Origin of the sequence: Brevundimonas nasdae (assembly GCF_019395145.1) — a bacterium.
GTDB classification, from domain to species: Bacteria; Pseudomonadota; Alphaproteobacteria; order Caulobacterales; family Caulobacteraceae; genus Brevundimonas; species Brevundimonas nasdae.
In genome coordinates, this window is record NZ_CP080034.1 from 2,107,551 (window position 1) to 2,127,082 (window position 19,532).

The window sequence follows — 19,532 nt, forward strand, 5'->3', positions numbered from 1 at the left end:
GGTCTTTAAGTCTGGGCTCAGGCCGCTTCGGACTTGGGCGTGTTCAGCCAGGCCATGCGTTCACGCAGACGCGCGCCGACCTGTTCGATCTGGCTTTCGCGGTCCGCCTTCAGCCAGGCTTCGTACTGCGGCTTGCCGGCCTCGTTCTCGGCGATCCAGTTGCGCGCGAAGGTGCCGTCCTGGATCTCGTCCAGAATGGTCTTCATGCGGGCCTTGGTTTCTTCGGTGACGACGCGCGGGCCGCTGGCGACGGCGCCGTACTTGGCCGTTTCCGAGATGAAGTGGTGCATCTTGGAGATGCCGCCTTCGTAGAACAGGTCCACGATCAGCTTCAGTTCGTGCAGGCATTCGAAATAGGCGATCTCGGGCTGGTAGCCGGCCTCGACCAGGGTGTTGAAGCCCTGGATGACCAGTTCCTTGGCGCCGCCGCACAGAACGGCCTGTTCGCCGAACAGGTCGGTCTCGGTCTCTTCGCGGAAGGTGGTCTCCAGCAGGCCGCCAGTCGCGCCGCCATTGCCCTTGGCGTAGCCCATGGCGCGGTCGCGCGCCTTGCCGGTGACGTCCTTTTCGATGGCGAACAGCGACGGCACGCCGCGGCCGCGCTGGAACTCGCGGCGAACCAAATCGCCCGGGCCCTTCGGCGCGACCAGGATGACGTCCATGTCGGGGCGCGGCGTGATGCGCTCATAGATGATCGAGAAGCCATGGGCGAACAGCAGGGCCGAACCTTCCTTGGCGTTCGGTTCGATGACATCGCGATAGACGTCGCCCTGGATCATGTCCGGGGTCAGGATGGCGATGATGTCCGCGCCCTTGACGGCTTCAGCCGGTTCGGCGGTCGGCAGGCCGTCGGCGGTGGCGTGCTTCCAGCCCGTGCCGCCTTCGCGGACGCCGACGATCACGTCATGGCCGCTGTCGCGCAGGTTCTGGGCGTGGGCGCGGCCTTGCGAGCCATAGCCGATGATGGCGATGCGCTGACCGGCGATGGCGCCCGGCTTGATGTCGTCGTTGGTGTAGATGGTGATGGCCATGGGTCAGGCGTCCTGAGCAGCGGGTTTTTTGCTTGATGCCGGGATTTGAGCCGGCGGCGGGTTGGGAATGGTGACTGCGCCTTGGGCCGCCGAGGCGACTGAGGCGCGGTACTTGGCGAAAACACCTCGCGCCGGACGAACTACGTGGGGCGTAAAGCCCGCCCGGCGCGTCGCCAGATCGACATTGACGTCGATCCGGCGGTTGGTGACGTCGATGGTGATGCGGTCACCATCGCGAATGAGTGCAATCGGTCCGCCGACAGCGGCTTCCGGCGAAACATGCCCGGCGACGAAGCCGTAGCTGGCGCCCGAGAAGCGACCGTCGGTCAGCAGGGCGACGTTGTCGATCTTGCGGCCCTTCAGGGCGGCGGTGACCTGCAGCATCTCGCGCATGCCGGGACCGCCCTTGGGCCCTTCGTAGCGGATGATTATGACATCGCCTTCGCCGACCGTGCCGTCCTGAACAGCGTGGAAGGCGTCTTCCTCGCTATCGAAGACGCAGGCCGGGCCTTCGAAGACATCGACCTTGTGGCCGGTCAGCTTGATGACAGCGCCTTCGGGGGCGACATCGCCATAGATGACAGCGTAGCTGCCGCGCGCCATGACCGGGGCGTCGAAGCTGGTGACGACCAGTTGGCCGGGCGCCTCCTCGGCGTCAGCGGCTTCTTCGAACAGGCTGCGGCCGGTGACGGTCGGGGTGTCGACGATCTTTCCCGCCTCAGCCATGCGCTGTGCGACCAGACGCGTGCCGCCCGCCGCGAACAGGTGCGAGGCCAGGAACCGGCCGCCCGGCTTCAGGTCGCAGATGACCGGCGCCTCGATACAGGCCTGATGGCAGTCCTCGACGCCGAAATCGACACCCGCCTCGGCGGCGATGGCCGTCAGGTGCATGACCGCATTGGTCGATCCGCCCGAGGCGGAGACCGCGACAGCGGCGTTCTTCAGGCTGGCCTTGGTGATGTATTTGCGGGCGTTGTCGCCAGCCAGAACACGCTCGACGATGATGCGGCCGCAACGCTCGCCTTCCGCGCCCTTGTTCGGATCGACGGCCGGAACATCGTTGGCGCCCATCGGGCTGATGCCCATGACCGACAGGGCCATGGCCATGGTGTTGGCGGTGAACTGGCCGCCGCAGGCGCCAGCGCCGGGGCAGACCGCGCTCTCGACCGCCTTCAGGCCTGCGTCGTCCAGCGTGCCCGCCGAATGCGCGCCGATGGCCTCGAACACTTCCTGGACCGAGACTTCCTTGGTCCCGATGACGCCCGGCAGGATGGTGCCGCCGTAATAGACCAGGCCAGGGATATCCATCCGAGCCAGCGCCATGGCCGCCGCCGGGATCGTCTTGTCGCAACCGACGATGCAGACGACGCCGTCCAGCTGGTGCCCCTCGATGGCCAGCTCGATGGAGTCGGCGACGACTTCACGGCTGATCAGCGAGGCCTTCATGCCTGGCGTGCCCATCGAGATGCCGTCGGTGACGACGATGGTGTTGAAATCGACCGGATAGCCGCCCGCCGCGATGATGCCTGCGCGCACGTCCTTGGCCAGGCGGTCCAGGTGCATGTTGCACGGGGTGACCGTCGACCAGGTGTTGACGATGCCGATCATCGGCTTGTCGAAGTCGGCGTCCTGCATGCCTGCGGCGCGCAGATAGGACCGCGCCGCCGCCCGGTTGGGGCCAGCCGTGACCGAGGCGCTGCGCGCGTTCGGCTTCCTGGGTTCAGAGGTAGAATCTTGCGTCATCGGTCCAGTTCATTTCGAACCACCAAGCACGAAAAACCCCGCTTCCTTTCGGTAGCGGGGTGGTGCCGGGCGATCCTGAGTGCGTTTAGGTCAGGTCGCGTGCATCCACGCCGCTTGCGTAAGCAGGCCAATAAGTACGGTGAGAATGAGTACGAGTCGGGCGTCGAACACCGTCGGCGCGCGAGCGACCGCCACCGCCTTCGCGGTGCGTCCCTTCATCATTGCGCGCGTCATTGTGGCCACGGGTGGCTCCCTGTTCTGACGGCAAGAAACCACACCGACCGGTACGGCGCAACCCGCTTGAGCAAGATTTTTGCCCCATCCGCCAAAAACATCGCCTGACGGGGTGTTTCTTGCCGCAACAGCCCTCGGCGTAACAGTTGATCGCCCGATGTTACGTCCTCGGGGTTGAAACACGCGGCGCTCGCGGTCATTGAAACGGCCAACGATAAAATCACCACTCAGAGGAGCCTCCCCATGACCGTTCGCGTCGCCATCAATGGTTTCGGCCGCATCGGCCGCCTAGTTCTGCGTTCCATCGTCGAACATGGCCGCACGGACATCGAGGTTGTGGCGATCAACGATCTGGGCCCGGTCGAGACCAACGCCCACCTGCTGCGCTATGATTCGGTGCACGGCCGCTTCCCCGGCACGGTGACCTCGGGCGAAGACTGGATCGATGTCGGCACGGGCAAGATCAAGGTCACGGCGGAACGCGATCCGGCCAACCTGCCGCATGCCGAACTGAAGGTGGACATCGCCTTCGAATGCACCGGCATCTTCACCTCCAAGGAGAAGGCCTCGGCCCACCTGAAGGCGGGCGCCAAGCGCGTGCTGGTTTCGGCCCCGGCTGACGGCGCCGACAAGACCATCGTCTTCAAGGTCAACCACGAAACCCTGACCGCCGACGACATCGTGGTCTCGAACGGTTCGTGCACCACCAACGCCCTGGCCCCGGTGGCCAAGGTGCTGAACGACCTGTTCGGCATCGAGCGCGGCTATATGACCACCATCCACGCCTACACCGGCGACCAGCCGACGCTGGATACGATGCACAAGGATCTTTACCGGGGCCGCGCCGCCGCCCTGTCGATGATCCCGACCTCGACCGGCGCCGCCAAGGCCCTGGGCCTGGTCCTGCCGGAACTGAAGGGCAAGCTGGACGGCTCGTCCATCCGCGTCCCGACCCCGAACGTCTCGGTCGTGGACCTGAAGGTCGTCGCCGCCCGCGACGTGAACGTGGACGAGATCAACGCCGCGCTTCAGGCCGCCGCCGACGGTCCCATGAAGGGCGTTCTGTTCACAACGACCGACCCGCTGGTGTCCAGCGACCTGAACCACATCGCCGCCTCCTCGACCGCCGCCCTGCCCCAGACGCAAGTTGTCGACGGCAAGCTGGCCCGCGTGCTCAGCTGGTACGACAACGAATGGGGCTTCGCGACCCGCATGGCCGACACAGCCCTGGTGATGGCGAAGTTCCTGTAACTTGAAGGTTTGGCGCCGCACGGCTGTCAGAAACGCAGGGTCAGGCTGCCTCCTGATTTTGTTGACAGCTGTCGCGGCGCCGCTTTCAGGCGGCTTCATGCTGGAGTCCGCCAAACACCTGCTTCTGTTGAAGTCCGGTGGAAGCTGGATCAGCGCCGCAGCATGGACCTCCGCTCTCATCTGTTGGTGGCTTGTCCTTGGCCTATTTTGGTTCAACCGATCTCGCTTCGAATTCGTTGATCACTTAGATGGCGTCCCCGTCCGCAGACCAGTCGCCAATATCGGGCTGTTGGCGATCTTGGTCGCGGTGGCCACGGCTTTAGGCCTGTTGAGCGCCATAAAAATTGTTTTGGGATAACCTAATGACCTTCCGCACCCTCGACGACGCCAAGGATCTCGCCGGCAAGACGGCTCTGGTCCGCGTGGACTTCAATGTCCCGATGGAGGGCGGCAAGGTCACCGACGACACCCGACTGCGGGTCGCCCTGCCCACAATCCAGCGTCTGCGCGATGCGGGCGCCAAGGTGGCGCTGCTGGCCCACTTCGACCGTCCCAAAGGCCAGCGCGTCCCGTCAATGAGCCTGAAGCCCGTCGTTCATCCGCTGGAGGAACTGCTGGGCGCCCCGGTCCGCTTCGCCGACGACTGCATCGGCGGCCCCGCCGTCGAGGCCATTCGCGATCTGGATGCGGGCGGCGTGGTCCTGCTGGAGAACGTGCGCTTCCATGCGGCGGAAGAGGCCAATGATCCGGTCTTCGCCCAGAAGCTGGCCGACCTGGGCGACCTCTATGTCAACGACGCCTTCTCGGCCGCCCACCGCGCCCATGCCTCGACCGAAGGCATCGCCCACCACATCCCGGCCTATGCGGGTGAATCCATGCGTCGCGAACTGGACGCCCTGGACGCTGCGCTTGGCAAGCCGCAGAAGCCGGTCATCGGCATCGTCGGCGGCTCCAAGGTCTCGACCAAGCTGGACCTGCTGAAGAACCTGGTCGGCAAGCTGGACAAGCTGGCCATCGGCGGCGGCATGGCCAACACCTTCCTCTATGCGCAAGGCGTGGATATCGGCGGTTCCCTTGCGGAGCGGGACATGGCTGCTGCCGCGCGCGAGATCATGGCCGAGGCCCACGCCAAGGGCTGCGAACTGCTGCTGCCGGTCGATGTCGTGGTCGCCGTCGAGGTCAAGCCGGGCGCCGAGGCCCGCACGGTCAAGACCGGCGAGGCCCTGTCCGCCGACGACAAGATTCTGGACGCCGGTCCTAAGACCGTCGCCCGCCTGAATGCCGCCATCGACGCGTCCAAGACACTGATCTGGAACGGCCCGCTGGGCGTGTTCGAGGTTCCGCCCTTCGACGCCGCGACGGTCGCCACCGCCAAGCACGCCGCCGCGCGCGCCAAGTCGGGCGCCCTGATCGCCGTCGCAGGCGGCGGAGACACGGTTGCGGCCCTCAATCACGCTGGCACGTCGGACGACATGACCTTCGTCTCCACCGCAGGCGGCGCCTTCCTGGAGTGGATGGAGGGCAAGGTTCTGCCGGGCGTCGAGGCCCTGCGCGCCTGATCGATCAGCGGGCGCGCGATGTATTCCCGTCACGCGCCCGCGTCTTCGCTCTCAACCTCGCCATCGCGGCGTCACATGGCGTGACTTCGCAGCGCACCACAGCTAATCTCTTGCCCAATTAAAAAAACTAATCGGCTCAGGAGACTACAAGAATGGCGCGCATCACGCTGCGGCAGCTGCTCGATCATGCAGCAGAGAACGACTACGGCCTGCCGGCCTATAATATCAACAACATGGAACAGGGTCTGGCGATCATGGAGGCGGCCCACGAGGTCAACGCCCCCGTCATCATCCAGGCCTCGCGCGGCGCTCGCAACTACGCCAACGACATTGTTCTGGCCAAGCTGATCGACGCCCTGGCGGAACTGTACCCGCACATCCCGGTCTGCATGCACCAGGACCACGGCAACGGCCCGGCGACCTGCGCCACCGCCATCCAGTACGGCTTCACCAGCGTCATGATGGACGGCTCGCTGGAAGAGGACGCCAAGACCCCCGCCAGTTACGAATACAATGTCGACGTCACCCGCCGCGTCACCGAAATGGCCCACGCCTGCGGCGTCTCGGTCGAGGGCGAGCTGGGCGTTCTGGGCTCGCTGGAGACCGGCATGGGCGAGGCCGAAGACGGCCACGGCTTCGAGGGCGTGCTGGACCATTCGCAACTGCTGACCGATCCGGACCAGGCCGTCGATTTCGTCGCCGCCACCAAGGTCGACGCTCTGGCCATCGCCATGGGCACAAGCCACGGCGCCTACAAGTTCACGCGCAAGCCGGACGGCGACGTCCTGGCCATGAATGTGATCGAGGAAATCCACCGCCGCCTGCCCAACACCCACCTGGTGATGCACGGTTCATCGTCGGTGCCGCAGGACCTGCAGGACATCATCAACGCCTATGGCGGTGAAATGCCCCAGACCTGGGGCGTGCCGGTCGAAGAGATCCAGCGAGGCATCAAGCACGGCGTCCGCAAGGTCAACATCGACACCGACAACCGCATGGCCATCACCGGCGCCATCCGTAAGGCCCTGATCGAGAAGCCGGGCGAGTTCGATCCCCGCTACTATCTGAAGCCCGCCAAGGAGGCGATGAAGAAGCTGTGCATGGAGCGTTACCTCCAGTTCGGCTGCGAGGGTCAGGCGTCCAAGATCCGTCCGCTCTCCACCGCCCAGATGGCCAAGCGCTACACCTCGGGCGACCTTGATCCGTCGTTCCGCGGCGCAACCGTCAAGGCCGCCTGACCGGACTCAGACCGGGTAGCGGCGCGACAGTTCGTACCGCACCCGGTTTTCTTCCCGCCGCGCGAGCTCCAAAGCGTCCCCGGCATCCTGCGCATTGCGACGCGCATCGCGGATTTCACCGCGCACTTCCTGAATGCGGTCACGGATTTTCTGGCGCTCGTCGTCAGACAGTCCGCTCTGGCGCAACTCCGCCTGTTTGGCCTCCAGCTTGTCCTCACGATTCTCGATCCGGGAGATGGCGCTGTTCAGCGCGCTCTGTGCAGACTCAACCGCGGCCACGGCATCGTACAGCCGCCGCCCATCACGATAAGCAGGCAGGAACTCCGCCTCTTCCTGCGGACGACAGACGCCGTAATAGGTGTTGCCTGCGCTGCCCTCGGTCCAGCCGCGCTGGAAGGTGCAATAACCGCGCAGCCCATCCTCGCGCGCGGACTGATAGGCGCTGGGATTGGGCATGACCTGATATTTGGCGCAGGCTTTTGCGTGTTCTTCCAGCCGTGTCATCGGATAGCCTGACGCCCCGTCGTCATAGCCCTTTTGGCCCCAGTCGCCGACCAGGCACTCGTCCTTGCTCATAGTGGCGCAGCTTGCCAGCAACACCCCGGCCGCCGCCACGCCGCCGATGATCAACAGCCGCCGCATCGCAATCCCTCCTGCGCCCCCAGCTTGACTATCCAACAGCGCCGCCCCCTCGCGCAAGCGGTCCGGCGTGCTACATCGGCGGCTGGAGACCGCCTTGCCCGAACACCTGCCCGAACCCGACCTGCCCGACGAAGACGCCGCAGCCGCCGAAGTGCTGCAGGCCCGCATCGACACGCCGGGCGTGCGTCTGGACAAGTCGCTTGCCTCCGCCTTTCCCGCCCTTTCACGCGCTCGGCTGCAGGCGCTGCTGGCCGAAGGCGCAGTCAGCCGCGACGGCGTCGCCCTGACCAGCGGCTCAGCCAAGGCCCAGCCGGGCCTCTACGCCGTCGCCCTGCCCCCGGTCGCGCCCGCCACGCCCCAACCCGAGGCCATCCCCCTGACGGTTCTCTATGAGGACGCGGACCTGATCGTCATCGACAAGCCCGCAGGCATGGCCGCCCACCCCGCGCCGGGCTGCGAAACCGGCACCCTGGTCAACGCGCTGCTGGCCCACTGCGGCGACAGTCTGTCAGGCATCGGCGGCGTCGCCCGGCCCGGCATCGTCCACCGGCTGGACAAGGACACCTCCGGCGTCATGGTCGCCGCCAAGACCGACCGCGCCCATCAAGGCCTTTCCGCCCTGTTCGCCGCCCATGACATCGAACGCACCTACATCGCCCTGACCCGCGGCGCCCCCTCGCCTGCAAAGGGCCGGATCGAAACCCGCATCGGCCGCTCTAATGGCGACCGCAAGAAGATGGCGGTGCTGAAGTCCGGGGGTCGTGAAGCCATCACCGACTATGTCGTCCAGACCACTTTCGGCGAACCGGCGAAGGCAGGCGGCGCGCCGATGGCCGCCCGCGTGGCCTGCACCCTGCACACGGGCCGCACCCACCAGATCCGCGTTCATCTGGCGTCCAAGGGTTCGCCCCTGCTCGGCGACCCTGTCTATGGCTCCGGCAGCCCCGCCGCCCCCGTCCGCGCCGCCATCGCCGAGGCCGGACTGGCCCGTCAGGCCCTGCACGCCGCCGTCCTGGGTTTCGTTCACCCCGTCACTAACGAACCGCTCCGCTTCGAGACCGCGCCCCCTGCTGATATGCAGTCGCTTGAGACTTTGCTGACCACGCTCTGAAAGGCGCCGACCGATGGCCGATCCCGAAATCCGCGACAACGCCGAACGTCACCAGTACGAACTGCCGGTCGAGGGCGAGATCGCTGTCGTCACCTATAATCTGTCGCCGCCCAATCTGATGATCACCGAGACCCTGGTGCCTCAGCGTCTTGAAGGGCGGGGCATCGCCAGCCGGTTGGCCAAACACGTCATCGAGGACGCCAGAGAGCGCGAACTGCTGATCCTGCCCGTCTGCCCCTTCTTCGCCGCCTATTTCCAGAAACATCCCGACCTGGCCGATGCGGTTCACCCGACCTACCGCACCATTCTGGGTCTTTGAGCCGGGTCCAGGAATCGCATTTGCGGCGCCTTAGTGGGTCTTGAATAGAAACTGACGACTTCTATATTGCTGTCTGTTCGGCGCAGCGTGGCGCGCAGGCAACGGTCACGCTTTCGTGTGACCGTTCGCCTCTAAACATCGAGGCAACTCATCACCATCTGAGTGGTTGAGGGGAGAGGCTTCGATGCACACACTGTGGTCGAGGACGCAGAGCCCGCTCGTTTAGACGGTCGGAGGGACCAAATATGGCTGCTAATAGTACGCTCGCGGTGATGTCGCCTGAACAGGGACTGTCGCGTTATCTGACGGAAATCCGCAAGTTTCCGATGCTGACCAAGGACGAGGAGTTCATGCTCGCCAAGCGTTGGTCAGAGCACCAGGACCCCGAAGCCGCCCACCGTCTCGTGACCTCTCACCTTCGTCTCGTGGCCAAGATCGCCATGGGGTATCGCGGCTATGGCCTGCCGATCGGCGAAGTGATTTCCGAGGGCAACGTCGGCCTGATGCAGGCCGTCAAGAAATTCGATCCTGACAAGGGCTTCCGCCTGGCGACCTACGCCATGTGGTGGATTCGCGCGTCGATCCAGGAATACATCCTGCGCAGCTGGTCCCTCGTGAAGATGGGCACCACCGCCGCGCAGAAGAAGCTGTTCTTCAACCTGCGCAAGGCCAAGAGCCAGATCTCGGCCTTCGAGGAAGGCGACCTGCACCCTGAACATCTCGCCGCCATCGCCACCAAGCTGGGCGTGTCGGAAGAGGAAGTCACCAACATGAACCGCCGCCTCGGCGGCGACGCCTCGCTGAACGCGCCCCTGCGCGCCGACGGCGAAAGCGAATGGCAGGACTGGCTGGCCGACGACACGGCAGTATCTCAGGAAACCCAACTCGCCGAAGACGAGGAAAAGGGCATCCGCATGAGCCTGCTGCAGGAGGCCATGGAGGAGCTGACCGAACGCGAGAAGCACATCCTGACGGAGCGCCGCCTCAAGGATGACCCGGTCACTCTGGAAGAACTCGCCGGCCAGTACGGCGTGTCGCGCGAACGCGTGCGCCAGATCGAGGTCCGCGCCTTCGAGAAACTGCAAAAGGCGATGCGCTCGGCCGCTGAAGAGCGCAATCTGGTCGACGCCTGACCCTGTCGCGCTTCATGCCCGTCCGCGTGAAGCGCGCTGATCCTCTCTAGGACGCCCGCGCGACAGGCGCGGGCTGTCCCAGCGCCAGAATGGCGCCGACCGGCTGGGCCAGGCCCGCCTTGGTCGACGGCCCCGACGCCAGATAACCCTCTAGTCCTGCCGCAGCGATCGCCAGCTTGGCGTCGCCGATCTTGGCGCCGACCGCCTTCAGCGTCTCGGCCTGCTGGCGAATGGCGCGCGTCGCCTGCATCGGATCCTGGTCGAACTGACTCATGGCCGCGACCAGAATCCGCGTGGCCTGATCCCGGATATCGACCGCAGACCCGGACGAGGCGTCGCCCTTGCGCTTCTTCGCCCCGGCGTATTCGCCCGAGTTGAAACGCCGACGATCCGGCCCGACATAGCCCACGGCCTCGACCCAGGGGCGGGGCTTCAACGCCACGTTCTCGACCCGTTTGAACAGGTCGCCCGTCGTGAAGGGCTTGCGTAAAAACTCATGCACGCCCGCATCGCGCGCGCCCTTGATGGCGCCGGCGGTGGCTTCGGCCGTCACCATGATGATCGGCGCCATGCGACTGACCATGTGCGACCGACGAATGCGCCGCGCCAGGCTCTCGCCATTCAGTCTGGGGCCCGCCCGCTCCATGAAGATGATGCCCGGCTCGGCGTCGCGCACCAGTTCCAGCGCCCGATCCTCGTCGCCGTCCACATAGACCTCGCGCGCGCCCAGCCCCTTCATGATGTCCGTCATCAGACGGGCCGCCGAAGGATTAGGCTCGACAAGAACCACTCGACGCACAGCCGGCGCGATACGATTCAGCGTCTTGACGTCAGCAGTGAACACGGCTCGGCTCCTTTGCGCCGTAACCCTAACCTCTGCCGGTTAAGAGCCGTTGAATCACTCCGAGGTTTTCGCGGGCCTAGCCCTGGAAGGGATCGCGCATCAGGATCGTATCGTCCCGCTCGGGGCTGGTCGACAGCAGGGCCACCGGCGCGCCGATCAGTTCCTCGATCCGACGCACATATTTGATGGCGTGGGCGTTGATGTCCTTGAAGCTGCGGACCCCGGCGGTGCTTTCGCTCCAGCCTTCCAGTTCCTCGAACACCGGCTCCGCGGCGGCCTGGGCCTTCAGGCTGCTGGGCAGGTAATCCAGCACCTCGCCATCGACCTTATAGCCGACGCAGATCTTCAGCGTCTTCAACCCGTCCAGCACGTCCAGCTTGGTCAGGGCGATGCCGTCGATGCCGTTGATGGCCACCGACTGACGCACCAGCACGGCGTCGAACCAGCCGCAGCGGCGCGCCCGCCCGGTGTTCACGCCGACTTCACGCCCCACGGTCGCCAGATGCTCTCCGACCTCGTCGTTCAGTTCGCAGGCGAACGGGCCTTCACCCACGCGCGTCGTATAGGCCTTCACGATGCCCAGCACATAGCCGACGCCGCGCGGGCCGATGCCCGAACCCGCCGCCGCCTGTCCCGACACGGTGTTGGAGCTGGTCACATAGGGATAGGTGCCGTGATCCACGTCCAGGAAGGCGCCCTGCGCGCCCTCGAACAGCACGCGTTTGCCGTCCTTCTGGGCCCGATCCAGCACGCGCCAGCCGGGCTTCACGTAAGGCAGGATTTTCGGCGCGATCTCCAGCAGTTGCGCCAGCAGCGCCTCCGGGTCGATCGGCTCAAGCCCCAGCCCCGCCCGCAGCGGATCGTGGTGCGAGCGCAGACGGTCGATCTTGACCTTCAGGTCGTCTTCATTGGCCAGGTCGCAGACGCGGATGGCGCGACGGCCCACCTTGTCCTCATAGGCCGGGCCGATGCCGCGTCCGGTCGTGCCGATCTTGGCGCCCGGCGCGCTGGCGGCGGCTTCGCGCGCCACGTCCAATGCGGGGTGGATCGGCAGGATCAGACAGGCGTTGTCGGCGATGGTCAGGATGTCGGGCGTGATCGCCACGCCCTGCGCCTGGATCTTCTCGATCTCGCCGACCAGATGCCAGGGATCGACCACCACGCCATTGCCGATGATCGAGGGTTTGCCCTGCACCACGCCCGAAGGCAGCAGCGCCAGCTTATAGACCTTGCCGTCGACGACCAGCGTATGGCCCGCATTATGGCCGCCCTGGAACCGCACCACCATGTCGGCGCGATTGGACAGCCAGTCCACGATCTTGCCCTTGCCCTCGTCGCCCCATTGGGCGCCGACTACCGCGACGTTCGCCAAGATCGTTTCTCCGCAATTCAGAATGCGGTGGGAGCCTATAACTCCTGAATCATCAGAAGTCGCCCCATCCGTGCGGAATTATGCGGCCAGTTCGCTGGCCGCCGTCTCGAACGCCCATTCCAGCCATGGCGTCGCCGCCACGACATCCGCCGTCTCGACGGTGCAGCCGCACCATAGACGCAGGCCCGGGGGCGCATTGCGGTGCGGCTCCATATCGAACACCGCGCCTTCACCTTCCAGCAGGGCCTTGAACCGCGTGACGAAGGCCTTCTTGGCCTTGTCGTCCAGGGCATCAATCCGCGCATCGGTGAACTTCAGGCACACCGAAGTGGTCGACCGCACCTCATGCCGCTCGGGCAGGAAGTCGATCCACGGCGTGCGCGCCACCCAGTCGCCCAGGGCTGCATAATTGGCGTCCGTGCGGCGGATCAGCTCCTCGAGACCACCGACACCATCCGCCCAGTCCAGGGCGTCGATCCAGTCCTCGATCGTCAGGATCGAGAAGGTGTTCATCGCCACCCCGTCGGCCAGGGCGCGATCAAACCCCTTGCCGTCCGTGATCCGCAGGACCTTGGGAATGGGCCGGTCGGGCCGGTATGTGTCCAGCCGCTCGACCGCGCGCGGCGACAGCACCATCACGCCGATGCCCGCCTCGCCGCCCAGCGCCTTCTGGAAGCTGAAGGTCACCACATCCAGCTTGTCATAGGGCAGAGGCATCGCGAACGCCGCCGAGGTCGCATCGCAGATCGCCAGCCCCTCGCGGTCATCGGCGATCCAGTCCGCGTTCGGCACGCGCACGCCCGAGGTCGTGCCGTTCCACGGAAAGACCACATCCTTTGACCAGTCCACATTCGACAGGTCCGGCAGGTCGCCCCACGGCGCCGTCAGCGCCTCCGGCTCCAGCCCCAGATGGTCTTTCACGTCCGCCAGCCAGGTCAGGCCGAAATTCTCGAAGGCGACCACCTGCACGGGCCGCTGGCCCAGCATTCCCCACAGCGCCGCCTCGACCGCACCCGTGTCGGACCCCGGCGTATAGAGCAGCACATGGCTGTCCGGGACCTGCAGCACCTCGCGCGTGCGGCGCAGGCCGTGGGCGAAACGCTCCACCACCTCGGGCGCGCGGATGCCGCGTCCCAGCAACTCCTGCGGCAAGGCTCCCAGGCTGTAGCCGGGTCGTTTCGCCGTCGGCCCGGACGAGAACCAGGGCCGCGCCGGCCGCACATCAGGCTTTGCAATCGTCATCTTCGTCTCCCCCGAGGCGGTGTTGGGCTTCAGCGTCCCGGCGTATAGGGCCGCTTGGCGCGCCAGTCCTCGGCGAACCTGGTCAGCTCCGTATCCGGCTCATCGGGCAGGGTCACCGCCAGCTTGGCCAGCAGGTCGCCGCGTTTGCCTTGGGCGAACGCCCCGCGCCCCTTCAGGCGCAGCACCTTGCCAGAGTTCGACCCCGCCGGGATCGTCATCTGCACCACGCCCTCGGGCGTCGGCACGCGCACCTTGGCGCCCAGCACCGCGTCGGGAACCGACACCGGCAGGTCCATCGTCAGGTCCGCGCCATCGCGTTTATAGATCGGATGGTTCTCGATCCTCAGCTCGATCAGAGCGTCGCCGTTCTCGGCCCCGCGCCCCGGCGCACCCTGCCCGCGCAGGCGGATGGTCTGGCCTTCGGACGCCCCCTTGGGGATGGTCACGTCCAGCGTGCGTCCGTCCGAGAACTGGATGCGCCGCGTGGCGCCCGCGATGGCGTCTTCCAGACTGATGTCCAGCGTCGCCTTCACATCCTGCCCGCGCGAGGAGAAGTCTCGCGCCCCGCGCTGACGGCCCGATCCGCCGAACATGCCGAACAGGTCGTCCAGATCGACGCCTTCGAAATTGGCGCGCCCGCCGGGTCCGCCGCCGAAGCCGCCGCCCATCCCGCCGCCCTGGCCGAACGGATTGCCGCCAGGCCGCCCCCCGCCAAAGCCGCGATGCTGTTCATTGCCGTCGCTGTCGATCTGGCCCGCGTCGTATTTGGCGCGCTTGTCCTTGTCGCCCAGGATGTCGAAGGCGGCCGTCACCCGTTTGAACTTGTCCTCGGTGATCTTGTCGCCGGGGTTCTTGTCGGGGTGCAGCTCCTTGGCCAGCTTGCGGAACGCCTTCTTGATCTCGTCCGCGCTCGCGCCCTTTGAAACGCCCAGTTCCTTATAGGGGTCGCCTGCCACGTCCGTTGTCGCTCCAACTGAAAACCAAGAGTGGCTGTCAGTTAAGCCATGCCCCCGCCCGCGCAAAGGGCCGAACCCGGCATAATCGTCAGGCCAGGGCGATTTCCGCCTCGACGCCCCAGCCGAACCCCTCGCCCCACTGGGCCACGGCGATCCGCGCAGCAGGCGTCACCCCGCCCGGAAAGTCCGCCGCCATGTCCTCTGCAGCATAGAGGACGGTGTTCCCCTCGACCTCCATCATCCGCCGCACGACCGTCCCGTCGCGGACCACCACACGGAACCGCAACGGATCAGCAGGCGCAGACTCACCGTCCCAGCTGTCGCCATACAGACGCGTCCGCGCCGTCCAGATCACCTTCAACCCGCCGCCGATCGTCTCGATCTTCAGGCTCGCGGGCGACCAGGGTCGGGCGTGAAGCCCGCGCGGAGTAAAGCCCATTTCGCTGAACCCGTCCCCGCCCGGCGCCGCCCCCGCCGGTCCCGCGCGGCAGATCAGCGGCAGGCCCCGCTCGTTCCGCCCGATCTCCGCCCGCGCCAGCCGGTCGTCCAGCACCACCACGACCGCCCCGGCCGCCGCGCCCGCCCGCATCTCGACCTCCGTGCCCTGCTGCCCGCGCAGCAGACCCGTCAGCCGCCACGTTCCCGGACCGATCAGCGTCGCGCCCCGGTGCTGCAGGATCTCCCACCCCGCCGCCGTCTCGACCGCCAGGGCGTTGGCGCCGCCCAGCACCGCCGACGCCAGCGCGCTTTCCGCCGCCCCGCCTTCCAGACGCACCGTCACTGCATTGACCTCGTCCCAGCGGTGGCGAACCCCCGGCGACAGAGGCTGAACCAGCACCCCGACCAACGCAGGCGTCTCCATATCCGCCCGCGCCGTCAGGGTTTCACGCGACGCCCCGGCGTGCAGCCGCATCGTGCGCCACGGCTCAACCGCCGCCGCGGCCAGCGGCCTTGCATCCTCCTCGCGCCCCATCAGCGGCGGCAGGTCCAGCAGGCGGAAGAAGGGCGCGCCGATCACCGCAGGCGCCTCGCCCCCGCGCCAGCCGCCGTCGTCCTCGGGCGTCCCGCGCCGCACCACCGGCTCCAGCGTCGCCGACGGCGTCTCGTCCAGCTCCAGCCGCGTCACGCGCCAGTCGCCCGCACGCCCGGCCCGTTTCACCACATCCCCCGGCTCCAGCCGCAGCGTCTCCAACGGCCCCAGCGCCAGCACCGAACGATCCGCCGACGCGCCCTCCAAGGCCCGCATCGCCGCCGCCCGCGCCAGCCCCCCGCCGCACACCACCGGCAGATCCAGGTCGACCCCGCCTCCGGTCGCCCCCGCATCGTCCGAGCGCAGCACCACCGCCCCGGTCTGATAATCCGCCGTCTCGTCGATGAAGCGCACGCGCGCCACGCCTGCACGCGGCTCCAGGCTGCGCGTCGCCGCCTCCGACCCGCCCTTGTCCGGCAGGGCCAGGGCTGCATCCTGAAGGGTCAGCGCCGTCTCGACCTGCCCCAGCACCGCCACCCGCCCGTCGCGTTCCGCGCAGACCGCATCAAACGCCGCCAGCAAAGGCTCCAATGCATCCCGCGTCCGCATCGGGCGATCCAGCAGATAGCCGGACGCCGCCCCTTGCACGCCCTGAACCGAAAACTCATCCGCCGTCAGACCGCCGCGTCTCAACACCGCCTCGATCAGGTCGCGCCCATCGCCCGACAGCCGCCCGTTCAGCCAATGCCCCGCCCGCCATGCGCCCGCATCGGCCCAGACATCTCCGCGCGCCGGAAACGCAGGCCAGGGCCGCGCGTCCCAGCACCAGGCGTCCGCCGCCTCCAGCATCCGCCCGCCATAGACCGCCGACACCGGGTTGTTCTGCGGCTCGGCATAATGGCCCAAAACCGCTTCCAGCGCCGCCCGCTGCACGCCGTCGTCGCGCGCGCCGGTCGATCCCGGCGGCAAGGCGTTCTCGCTGCTCTTCGGGTCCTGGAACAGGTTCGGCGCATTGCCGCCCCGGTCCACCGCCGCACAGCCGAACTCCGACAGCCGGATCGGCTTCATCCCCGGAACCCAGGCCGTCGGCGTCGCCTTCCGCACCCCGCCCGGCCGGTCATGATGCCTGTTCGACCACCACCCCTTCAGGTCCTTGGGCCGAAACAGCCAGTGCTCGCCATGCGCCCCGTCGGTGATGGGCGTCCGCACCTGCGCCGCCCGGTCCTCATCGCTCGCATAGAACCAATCGAACCCCTCGCCCCCCGCCACGCCCACCGCCAAATAGGCCGGATCATCCGCCCCCTTCCAAGCCGCCGCATCCACGCCGCCGTCGCCCGCACGCCAGTCGCTCAGCGGCGGATACCAGTCGATGGCGACATAATCGATGTTGGCGTCGGCCCACAGCGGATCGAGGTGGAACACCACCTCGCCGCCCGTCTGCCGCCCGAAATATTCGCTCCAGTCGGCGGCGTAGGACAGCTTCACCCCCGTCCCGACCACCGCCCGGCATTCTGCCGCCAGCATCCGGAACTGCTGCACCGCAGGAAAGCCCCCCGCCGCATCCCGCGTCCAGGTCACGCCCCGCATCTCTGACCCGATCAGCAGGCCGACCGCGCCTTCCTCCGCCGCGATCCGCGCATAGTGCAGCGCCATCCGCCGCAGGCCCCAGCCGTCCGCCGTCCCAAACAGATCCGCGAGCTGACCCGTCGCTTGCGCCCCGTCGTCGCCCGCAATCCGTCCCCGCCACGGATAGCCGGGGCAGTCCATGAAGACGAAGGGATACAGGGTCACCTCAAGCCCCCGCGCCTTCAGCGCGCGGATCGCCTGACGCACGCTGTCGTCGGACGGCGTGCCGCCATAGGCGGGCGCCCCGTCAACCACGCTGACCTCATAGGCCTGATGTCGCTGCAGTCCCGCCACAGACCAGACCATCGGCTGGGTCGGCTTGTCGCGCCGTTCGACGCCCGGCCTGATCCGGCACTGTCCCGCCCGCAGGTCGTCCCCGAACCAGCCGACCACCAGACTGACCCGTTTCAGGTTCGGCGCCTGCGCCTGCAACTGATCCAGCGACACCAGCAGGTCCGCCCGCCCCTCGCCGTTGTGCACATTCTCGACCGTCGTCCGCGTCAGGCCTTCGCGCCGCACCACCGCCTGGGTGGCCAACGCGAACTCGCCCGCGCCGGGGATCAGGCACACCCCTTCCAGCCGGTCTTCCAGACGCGGCGTCTGACCGCGCGGACGCCGGAACACCTCGAAGCTCAACTGCGGAACCCGGTCGCCGAACGGCCCCAGCGGCAGATCCTCGAACACCACATAGGCCACGCCCCGATAGGCAGGCGCCGCTCCCTCTACCGCCTCGATCAGCGGGTCCGGTGTCTGGGCCTCGCCCCCGCGATGCATCCGCATCACGACGCCGTTCATGTCCATCAGCCGTCCATCGGCCCAGACCCGGCCGACCCCGTCGATCTCGCCCTCGCACAGGGCCACCGCAAAGCTCAGCGAATAGGCGTAGTCGACCGTCTTCGGCCCGCCCTTGCCCGCCCGCCCCTTGTTCTTCGCCTCCAGGAACCGCGCGGCCCAGATCACCTGACCCGTCACCCGCGCCCGCCCGAAGATGCAGGCCATCGGCGCCCCCTCCGCCGTGCCCTGAACCTTCAGCGCCTCCAGACGCGGCCCGATCTGGCGCGCCGGACCCAGCGATCCGATCACCCGGTTGTCGATCACCCGCCCCAGGGTCGATCCGATCACCCGCCCGACGCCGCCGCCGACCGCCTGCCCGACCGCGCTCAGTACGACTTGCGCCATTCACATCTCCTCCGGAAACCGGAACACGGCCGCCAGCCGTCTTCGCCACCACACGCCCATCCAGCTTTCGACCACCGCCCGTCCCCAGTAGGCGTGGATCATCCTCGGCTCCGGCCCGCCGGGATCGCTCAGGATGGCGCAATGCTTCACCGCCGCCCCCGGCGACATGCGGAACAGCAGCACGTCGCCTGCCTGCATCGCCGCCAGCGGCACCGGCTTCAGCCACCGTCCCGCCGCCTCAAGCAGCGTCTCCTCGCCCCCGACCTCGGCCCAATCCGCCGAATAGGCCGGAACCGTCTCCGGCTCCTCGCCCGTCACCTCGCGCCACACCCCGCGCACTAGCCCCAGACAGTCCGCGCCCACGCCCTTCACGCTGGCCTGGTGCCGATAGGGCGTGCCCAGCCAGCCCCGCGCGGCGGCGACAACAGCCCCGCTCACCGCCTGCTCCCGCCGTCATTTCGCGCGCCGCCCGCCGGATAGGCCGTCAGAAAATCGTCGCCCGGCACATCGGGGAAACCGCGAAAATTCACGCCATTCGCAAACGTCCCGACGCATGTGGCCCAACGCTTGTCGCAGGTCCGACCCGCCACGTTCGCCACCCCGCACCGCGCGTCGCCCAGCCTTGCGTCGCACATCCGCCCATAGGTCCGCCCGACCACCCGCTCCAGCTTGGCTAGCGGCCCTTCCAGTTCCGCGACAAAGGCCCCGGCCTCGCGCCGGATGGAGGCCAGCGTTCCGCTCCACAACCGCACCTTCAGGCTCGGTTCGGACCAGTCCACGCGCCACAGCTCGACCGACGCCCCGTCATACCGCCCCGCCGCCACGTCGGCCTCAGTGATCGCCGCATCATCCAGCGCCCCCGCCGCCGACGCCGATCCCGCCGCCAGTCCGACCGCGCTGTCGCCCGCCCCCGCCGTCCAGCCGGTGGACGCCCGGCACCGGGTTCCGTCCATCTCCAGATCGCGGTCGTGATCGGTGAATCCCATCACCGTCCCGTCCGCCCGCCTCAGCCGCCAGACATGGCAAAGCGTCGCCGCCCCGCTCTCGATGCGGGCGGCCATCTCATCCGGCACATCTCTCAT

General features: G+C 67.3%; 17 protein-coding genes. 7 read left to right on the top strand and 10 right to left on the bottom strand.

Annotated elements, in window-relative coordinates; genetic code table 11:
• Positions 1-17 precede the first annotated feature (17 nt).
• Complete coding sequence (gene ilvC / locus KWG56_RS10295) at positions 18-1,031, bottom strand: ketol-acid reductoisomerase (protein WP_219354687.1); 1,014 nt, start codon at positions 1,029-1,031, stop codon at positions 18-20.
• Between the two features lie 3 nt (positions 1,032-1,034).
• On the bottom strand, positions 1,035-2,774 hold the full coding sequence (gene ilvD, locus KWG56_RS10300; RefSeq protein ID WP_219354688.1) for a dihydroxy-acid dehydratase: 1,740 nt from the start codon (positions 2,772-2,774) through the stop codon (positions 1,035-1,037).
• A gap of 477 nt (positions 2,775-3,251) precedes the next feature.
• Between ilvD and gap the strand changes: the two genes are divergently transcribed.
• The 4 genes from gap to fba all read left to right on the top strand — a co-directional run bounded on the left by gap (position 3,252) and on the right by fba (position 7,056).
• Positions 3,252-4,259 (top strand): type I glyceraldehyde-3-phosphate dehydrogenase, encoded by a 1,008-nt coding sequence (gap, locus tag KWG56_RS10305; RefSeq protein ID WP_219354689.1) that lies wholly within the window; start codon positions 3,252-3,254, stop codon positions 4,257-4,259.
• 97 nt (positions 4,260-4,356) lie between these two features.
• Positions 4,357-4,617, top strand: coding sequence for a hypothetical protein (locus tag KWG56_RS10310; RefSeq protein WP_219354690.1), 261 nt, complete (start codon positions 4,357-4,359; stop codon positions 4,615-4,617).
• A 4-nt stretch (positions 4,618-4,621) separates the two neighbouring features.
• Positions 4,622-5,818, top strand: coding sequence for a phosphoglycerate kinase (locus KWG56_RS10315; protein WP_219354691.1), 1,197 nt, complete (start codon positions 4,622-4,624; stop codon positions 5,816-5,818).
• A 152-nt stretch (positions 5,819-5,970) separates the two neighbouring features.
• Positions 5,971-7,056 carry a class II fructose-bisphosphate aldolase gene (gene fba, locus KWG56_RS10320; RefSeq protein WP_201096791.1) on the top strand — a complete coding sequence of 362 codons (1,086 nt, stop codon included), beginning with the start codon at positions 5,971-5,973 and terminating at the stop codon, positions 7,054-7,056.
• A gap of 6 nt (positions 7,057-7,062) precedes the next feature.
• On the opposite strand, the gene KWG56_RS10325 is transcribed toward fba, so the two are convergent.
• Positions 7,063-7,698, bottom strand: a complete 636-nt coding sequence (locus KWG56_RS10325; RefSeq protein WP_219354692.1) for a DUF2799 domain-containing protein — start codon at positions 7,696-7,698, stop codon at positions 7,063-7,065.
• Positions 7,699-7,819: 121 nt separating this feature from the next.
• Here KWG56_RS10325 and KWG56_RS10330 point away from each other — a divergent pair, with 121 nt between their 5' ends.
• The 3 genes from KWG56_RS10330 (at position 7,820) to rpoH (ending at position 10,261) form a co-directional block, all read left to right on the top strand.
• Entirely contained in the window at positions 7,820-8,809 is a 990-nt protein-coding gene (locus KWG56_RS10330) for an RluA family pseudouridine synthase (RefSeq protein WP_373274060.1), read from the top strand.
• Between the two features lie 13 nt (positions 8,810-8,822).
• Positions 8,823-9,128 (top strand): GNAT family N-acetyltransferase, encoded by a 306-nt coding sequence (locus tag KWG56_RS10335; protein WP_219354693.1) that lies wholly within the window; start codon positions 8,823-8,825, stop codon positions 9,126-9,128.
• Positions 9,129-9,373: 245 nt separating this feature from the next.
• Positions 9,374-10,261 carry an RNA polymerase sigma factor RpoH gene (rpoH, locus tag KWG56_RS10340; protein ID WP_201096788.1) on the top strand — a complete coding sequence of 296 codons (888 nt, stop codon included), beginning with the start codon at positions 9,374-9,376 and terminating at the stop codon, positions 10,259-10,261.
• A gap of 46 nt (positions 10,262-10,307) precedes the next feature.
• On the opposite strand, the gene KWG56_RS10345 is transcribed toward rpoH, so the two are convergent.
• The 7 genes from KWG56_RS10345 to KWG56_RS10375 form a co-directional block, all read right to left on the bottom strand.
• Entirely contained in the window at positions 10,308-11,105 is a 798-nt protein-coding gene (locus tag KWG56_RS10345) for a response regulator (protein ID WP_219354694.1), read from the bottom strand.
• Between the two features lie 76 nt (positions 11,106-11,181).
• Complete coding sequence (locus KWG56_RS10350) at positions 11,182-12,477, bottom strand: adenylosuccinate synthase (protein WP_219354695.1); 1,296 nt, start codon at positions 12,475-12,477, stop codon at positions 11,182-11,184.
• Positions 12,478-12,555: 78 nt separating this feature from the next.
• Positions 12,556-13,719, bottom strand: a complete 1,164-nt coding sequence (locus tag KWG56_RS10355; protein ID WP_219354696.1) for a phosphoserine transaminase — start codon at positions 13,717-13,719, stop codon at positions 12,556-12,558.
• Positions 13,720-13,748: 29 nt separating this feature from the next.
• Positions 13,749-14,675 carry a DnaJ C-terminal domain-containing protein gene (locus KWG56_RS10360; protein ID WP_201096780.1) on the bottom strand — a complete coding sequence of 309 codons (927 nt, stop codon included), beginning with the start codon at positions 14,673-14,675 and terminating at the stop codon, positions 13,749-13,751.
• Positions 14,676-14,763: 88 nt separating this feature from the next.
• The gene (locus KWG56_RS10365) at positions 14,764-18,450 is read right to left on the bottom strand and encodes a baseplate multidomain protein megatron (protein WP_219354697.1); all 3,687 of its coding nucleotides are present in this window, start codon (positions 18,448-18,450) and stop codon (positions 14,764-14,766) included.
• Positions 18,451-18,888, bottom strand: coding sequence for an NlpC/P60 family protein (locus KWG56_RS10370; RefSeq protein WP_219354698.1), 438 nt, complete (start codon positions 18,886-18,888; stop codon positions 18,451-18,453).
• Positions 18,885-19,532, bottom strand: coding sequence for a baseplate hub domain-containing protein (locus tag KWG56_RS10375; RefSeq protein WP_219354699.1), 648 nt, complete (start codon positions 19,530-19,532; stop codon positions 18,885-18,887). Before KWG56_RS10375 ends, KWG56_RS10370 begins: the two co-directional genes overlap by 4 nt.

What these genes read in the sequence shown, in the direction of transcription:
- ilvD (WP_219354688.1), bottom strand. Translation starts at nt 2,774, where the DNA reads ATGACGCAAGATTCTACCTCTGAACCCAGGAAGCCGAACGCGCGCAGC.
- KWG56_RS10310 (WP_219354690.1), top strand. Translation starts at nt 4,357, where the DNA reads ATGCTGGAGTCCGCCAAACACCTGCTTCTGTTGAAGTCCGGTGGAAGC.
- KWG56_RS10325 (WP_219354692.1), bottom strand. Translation starts at nt 7,698, where the DNA reads ATGCGGCGGCTGTTGATCATCGGCGGCGTGGCGGCGGCCGGGGTGTTG.
- KWG56_RS10365 (WP_219354697.1), bottom strand. Translation starts at nt 18,450, where the DNA reads ATGGCGCAAGTCGTACTGAGCGCGGTCGGGCAGGCGGTCGGCGGCGGC.
- ilvC (WP_219354687.1), bottom strand. Translation starts at nt 1,031, where the DNA reads ATGGCCATCACCATCTACACCAACGACGACATCAAGCCGGGCGCCATC.
- KWG56_RS10315 (WP_219354691.1), top strand. Translation starts at nt 4,622, where the DNA reads ATGACCTTCCGCACCCTCGACGACGCCAAGGATCTCGCCGGCAAGACG.
- KWG56_RS10355 (WP_219354696.1), bottom strand. Translation starts at nt 13,719, where the DNA reads ATGACGATTGCAAAGCCTGATGTGCGGCCGGCGCGGCCCTGGTTCTCG.
- gap (WP_219354689.1), top strand. Translation starts at nt 3,252, where the DNA reads ATGACCGTTCGCGTCGCCATCAATGGTTTCGGCCGCATCGGCCGCCTA.
- KWG56_RS10335 (WP_219354693.1), top strand. Translation starts at nt 8,823, where the DNA reads ATGGCCGATCCCGAAATCCGCGACAACGCCGAACGTCACCAGTACGAA.
- fba (WP_201096791.1), top strand. Translation starts at nt 5,971, where the DNA reads ATGGCGCGCATCACGCTGCGGCAGCTGCTCGATCATGCAGCAGAGAAC.
- KWG56_RS10375 (WP_219354699.1), bottom strand. Translation starts at nt 19,532, where the DNA reads ATGAGAGATGTGCCGGATGAGATGGCCGCCCGCATCGAGAGCGGGGCG.
- rpoH (WP_201096788.1), top strand. Translation starts at nt 9,374, where the DNA reads ATGGCTGCTAATAGTACGCTCGCGGTGATGTCGCCTGAACAGGGACTG.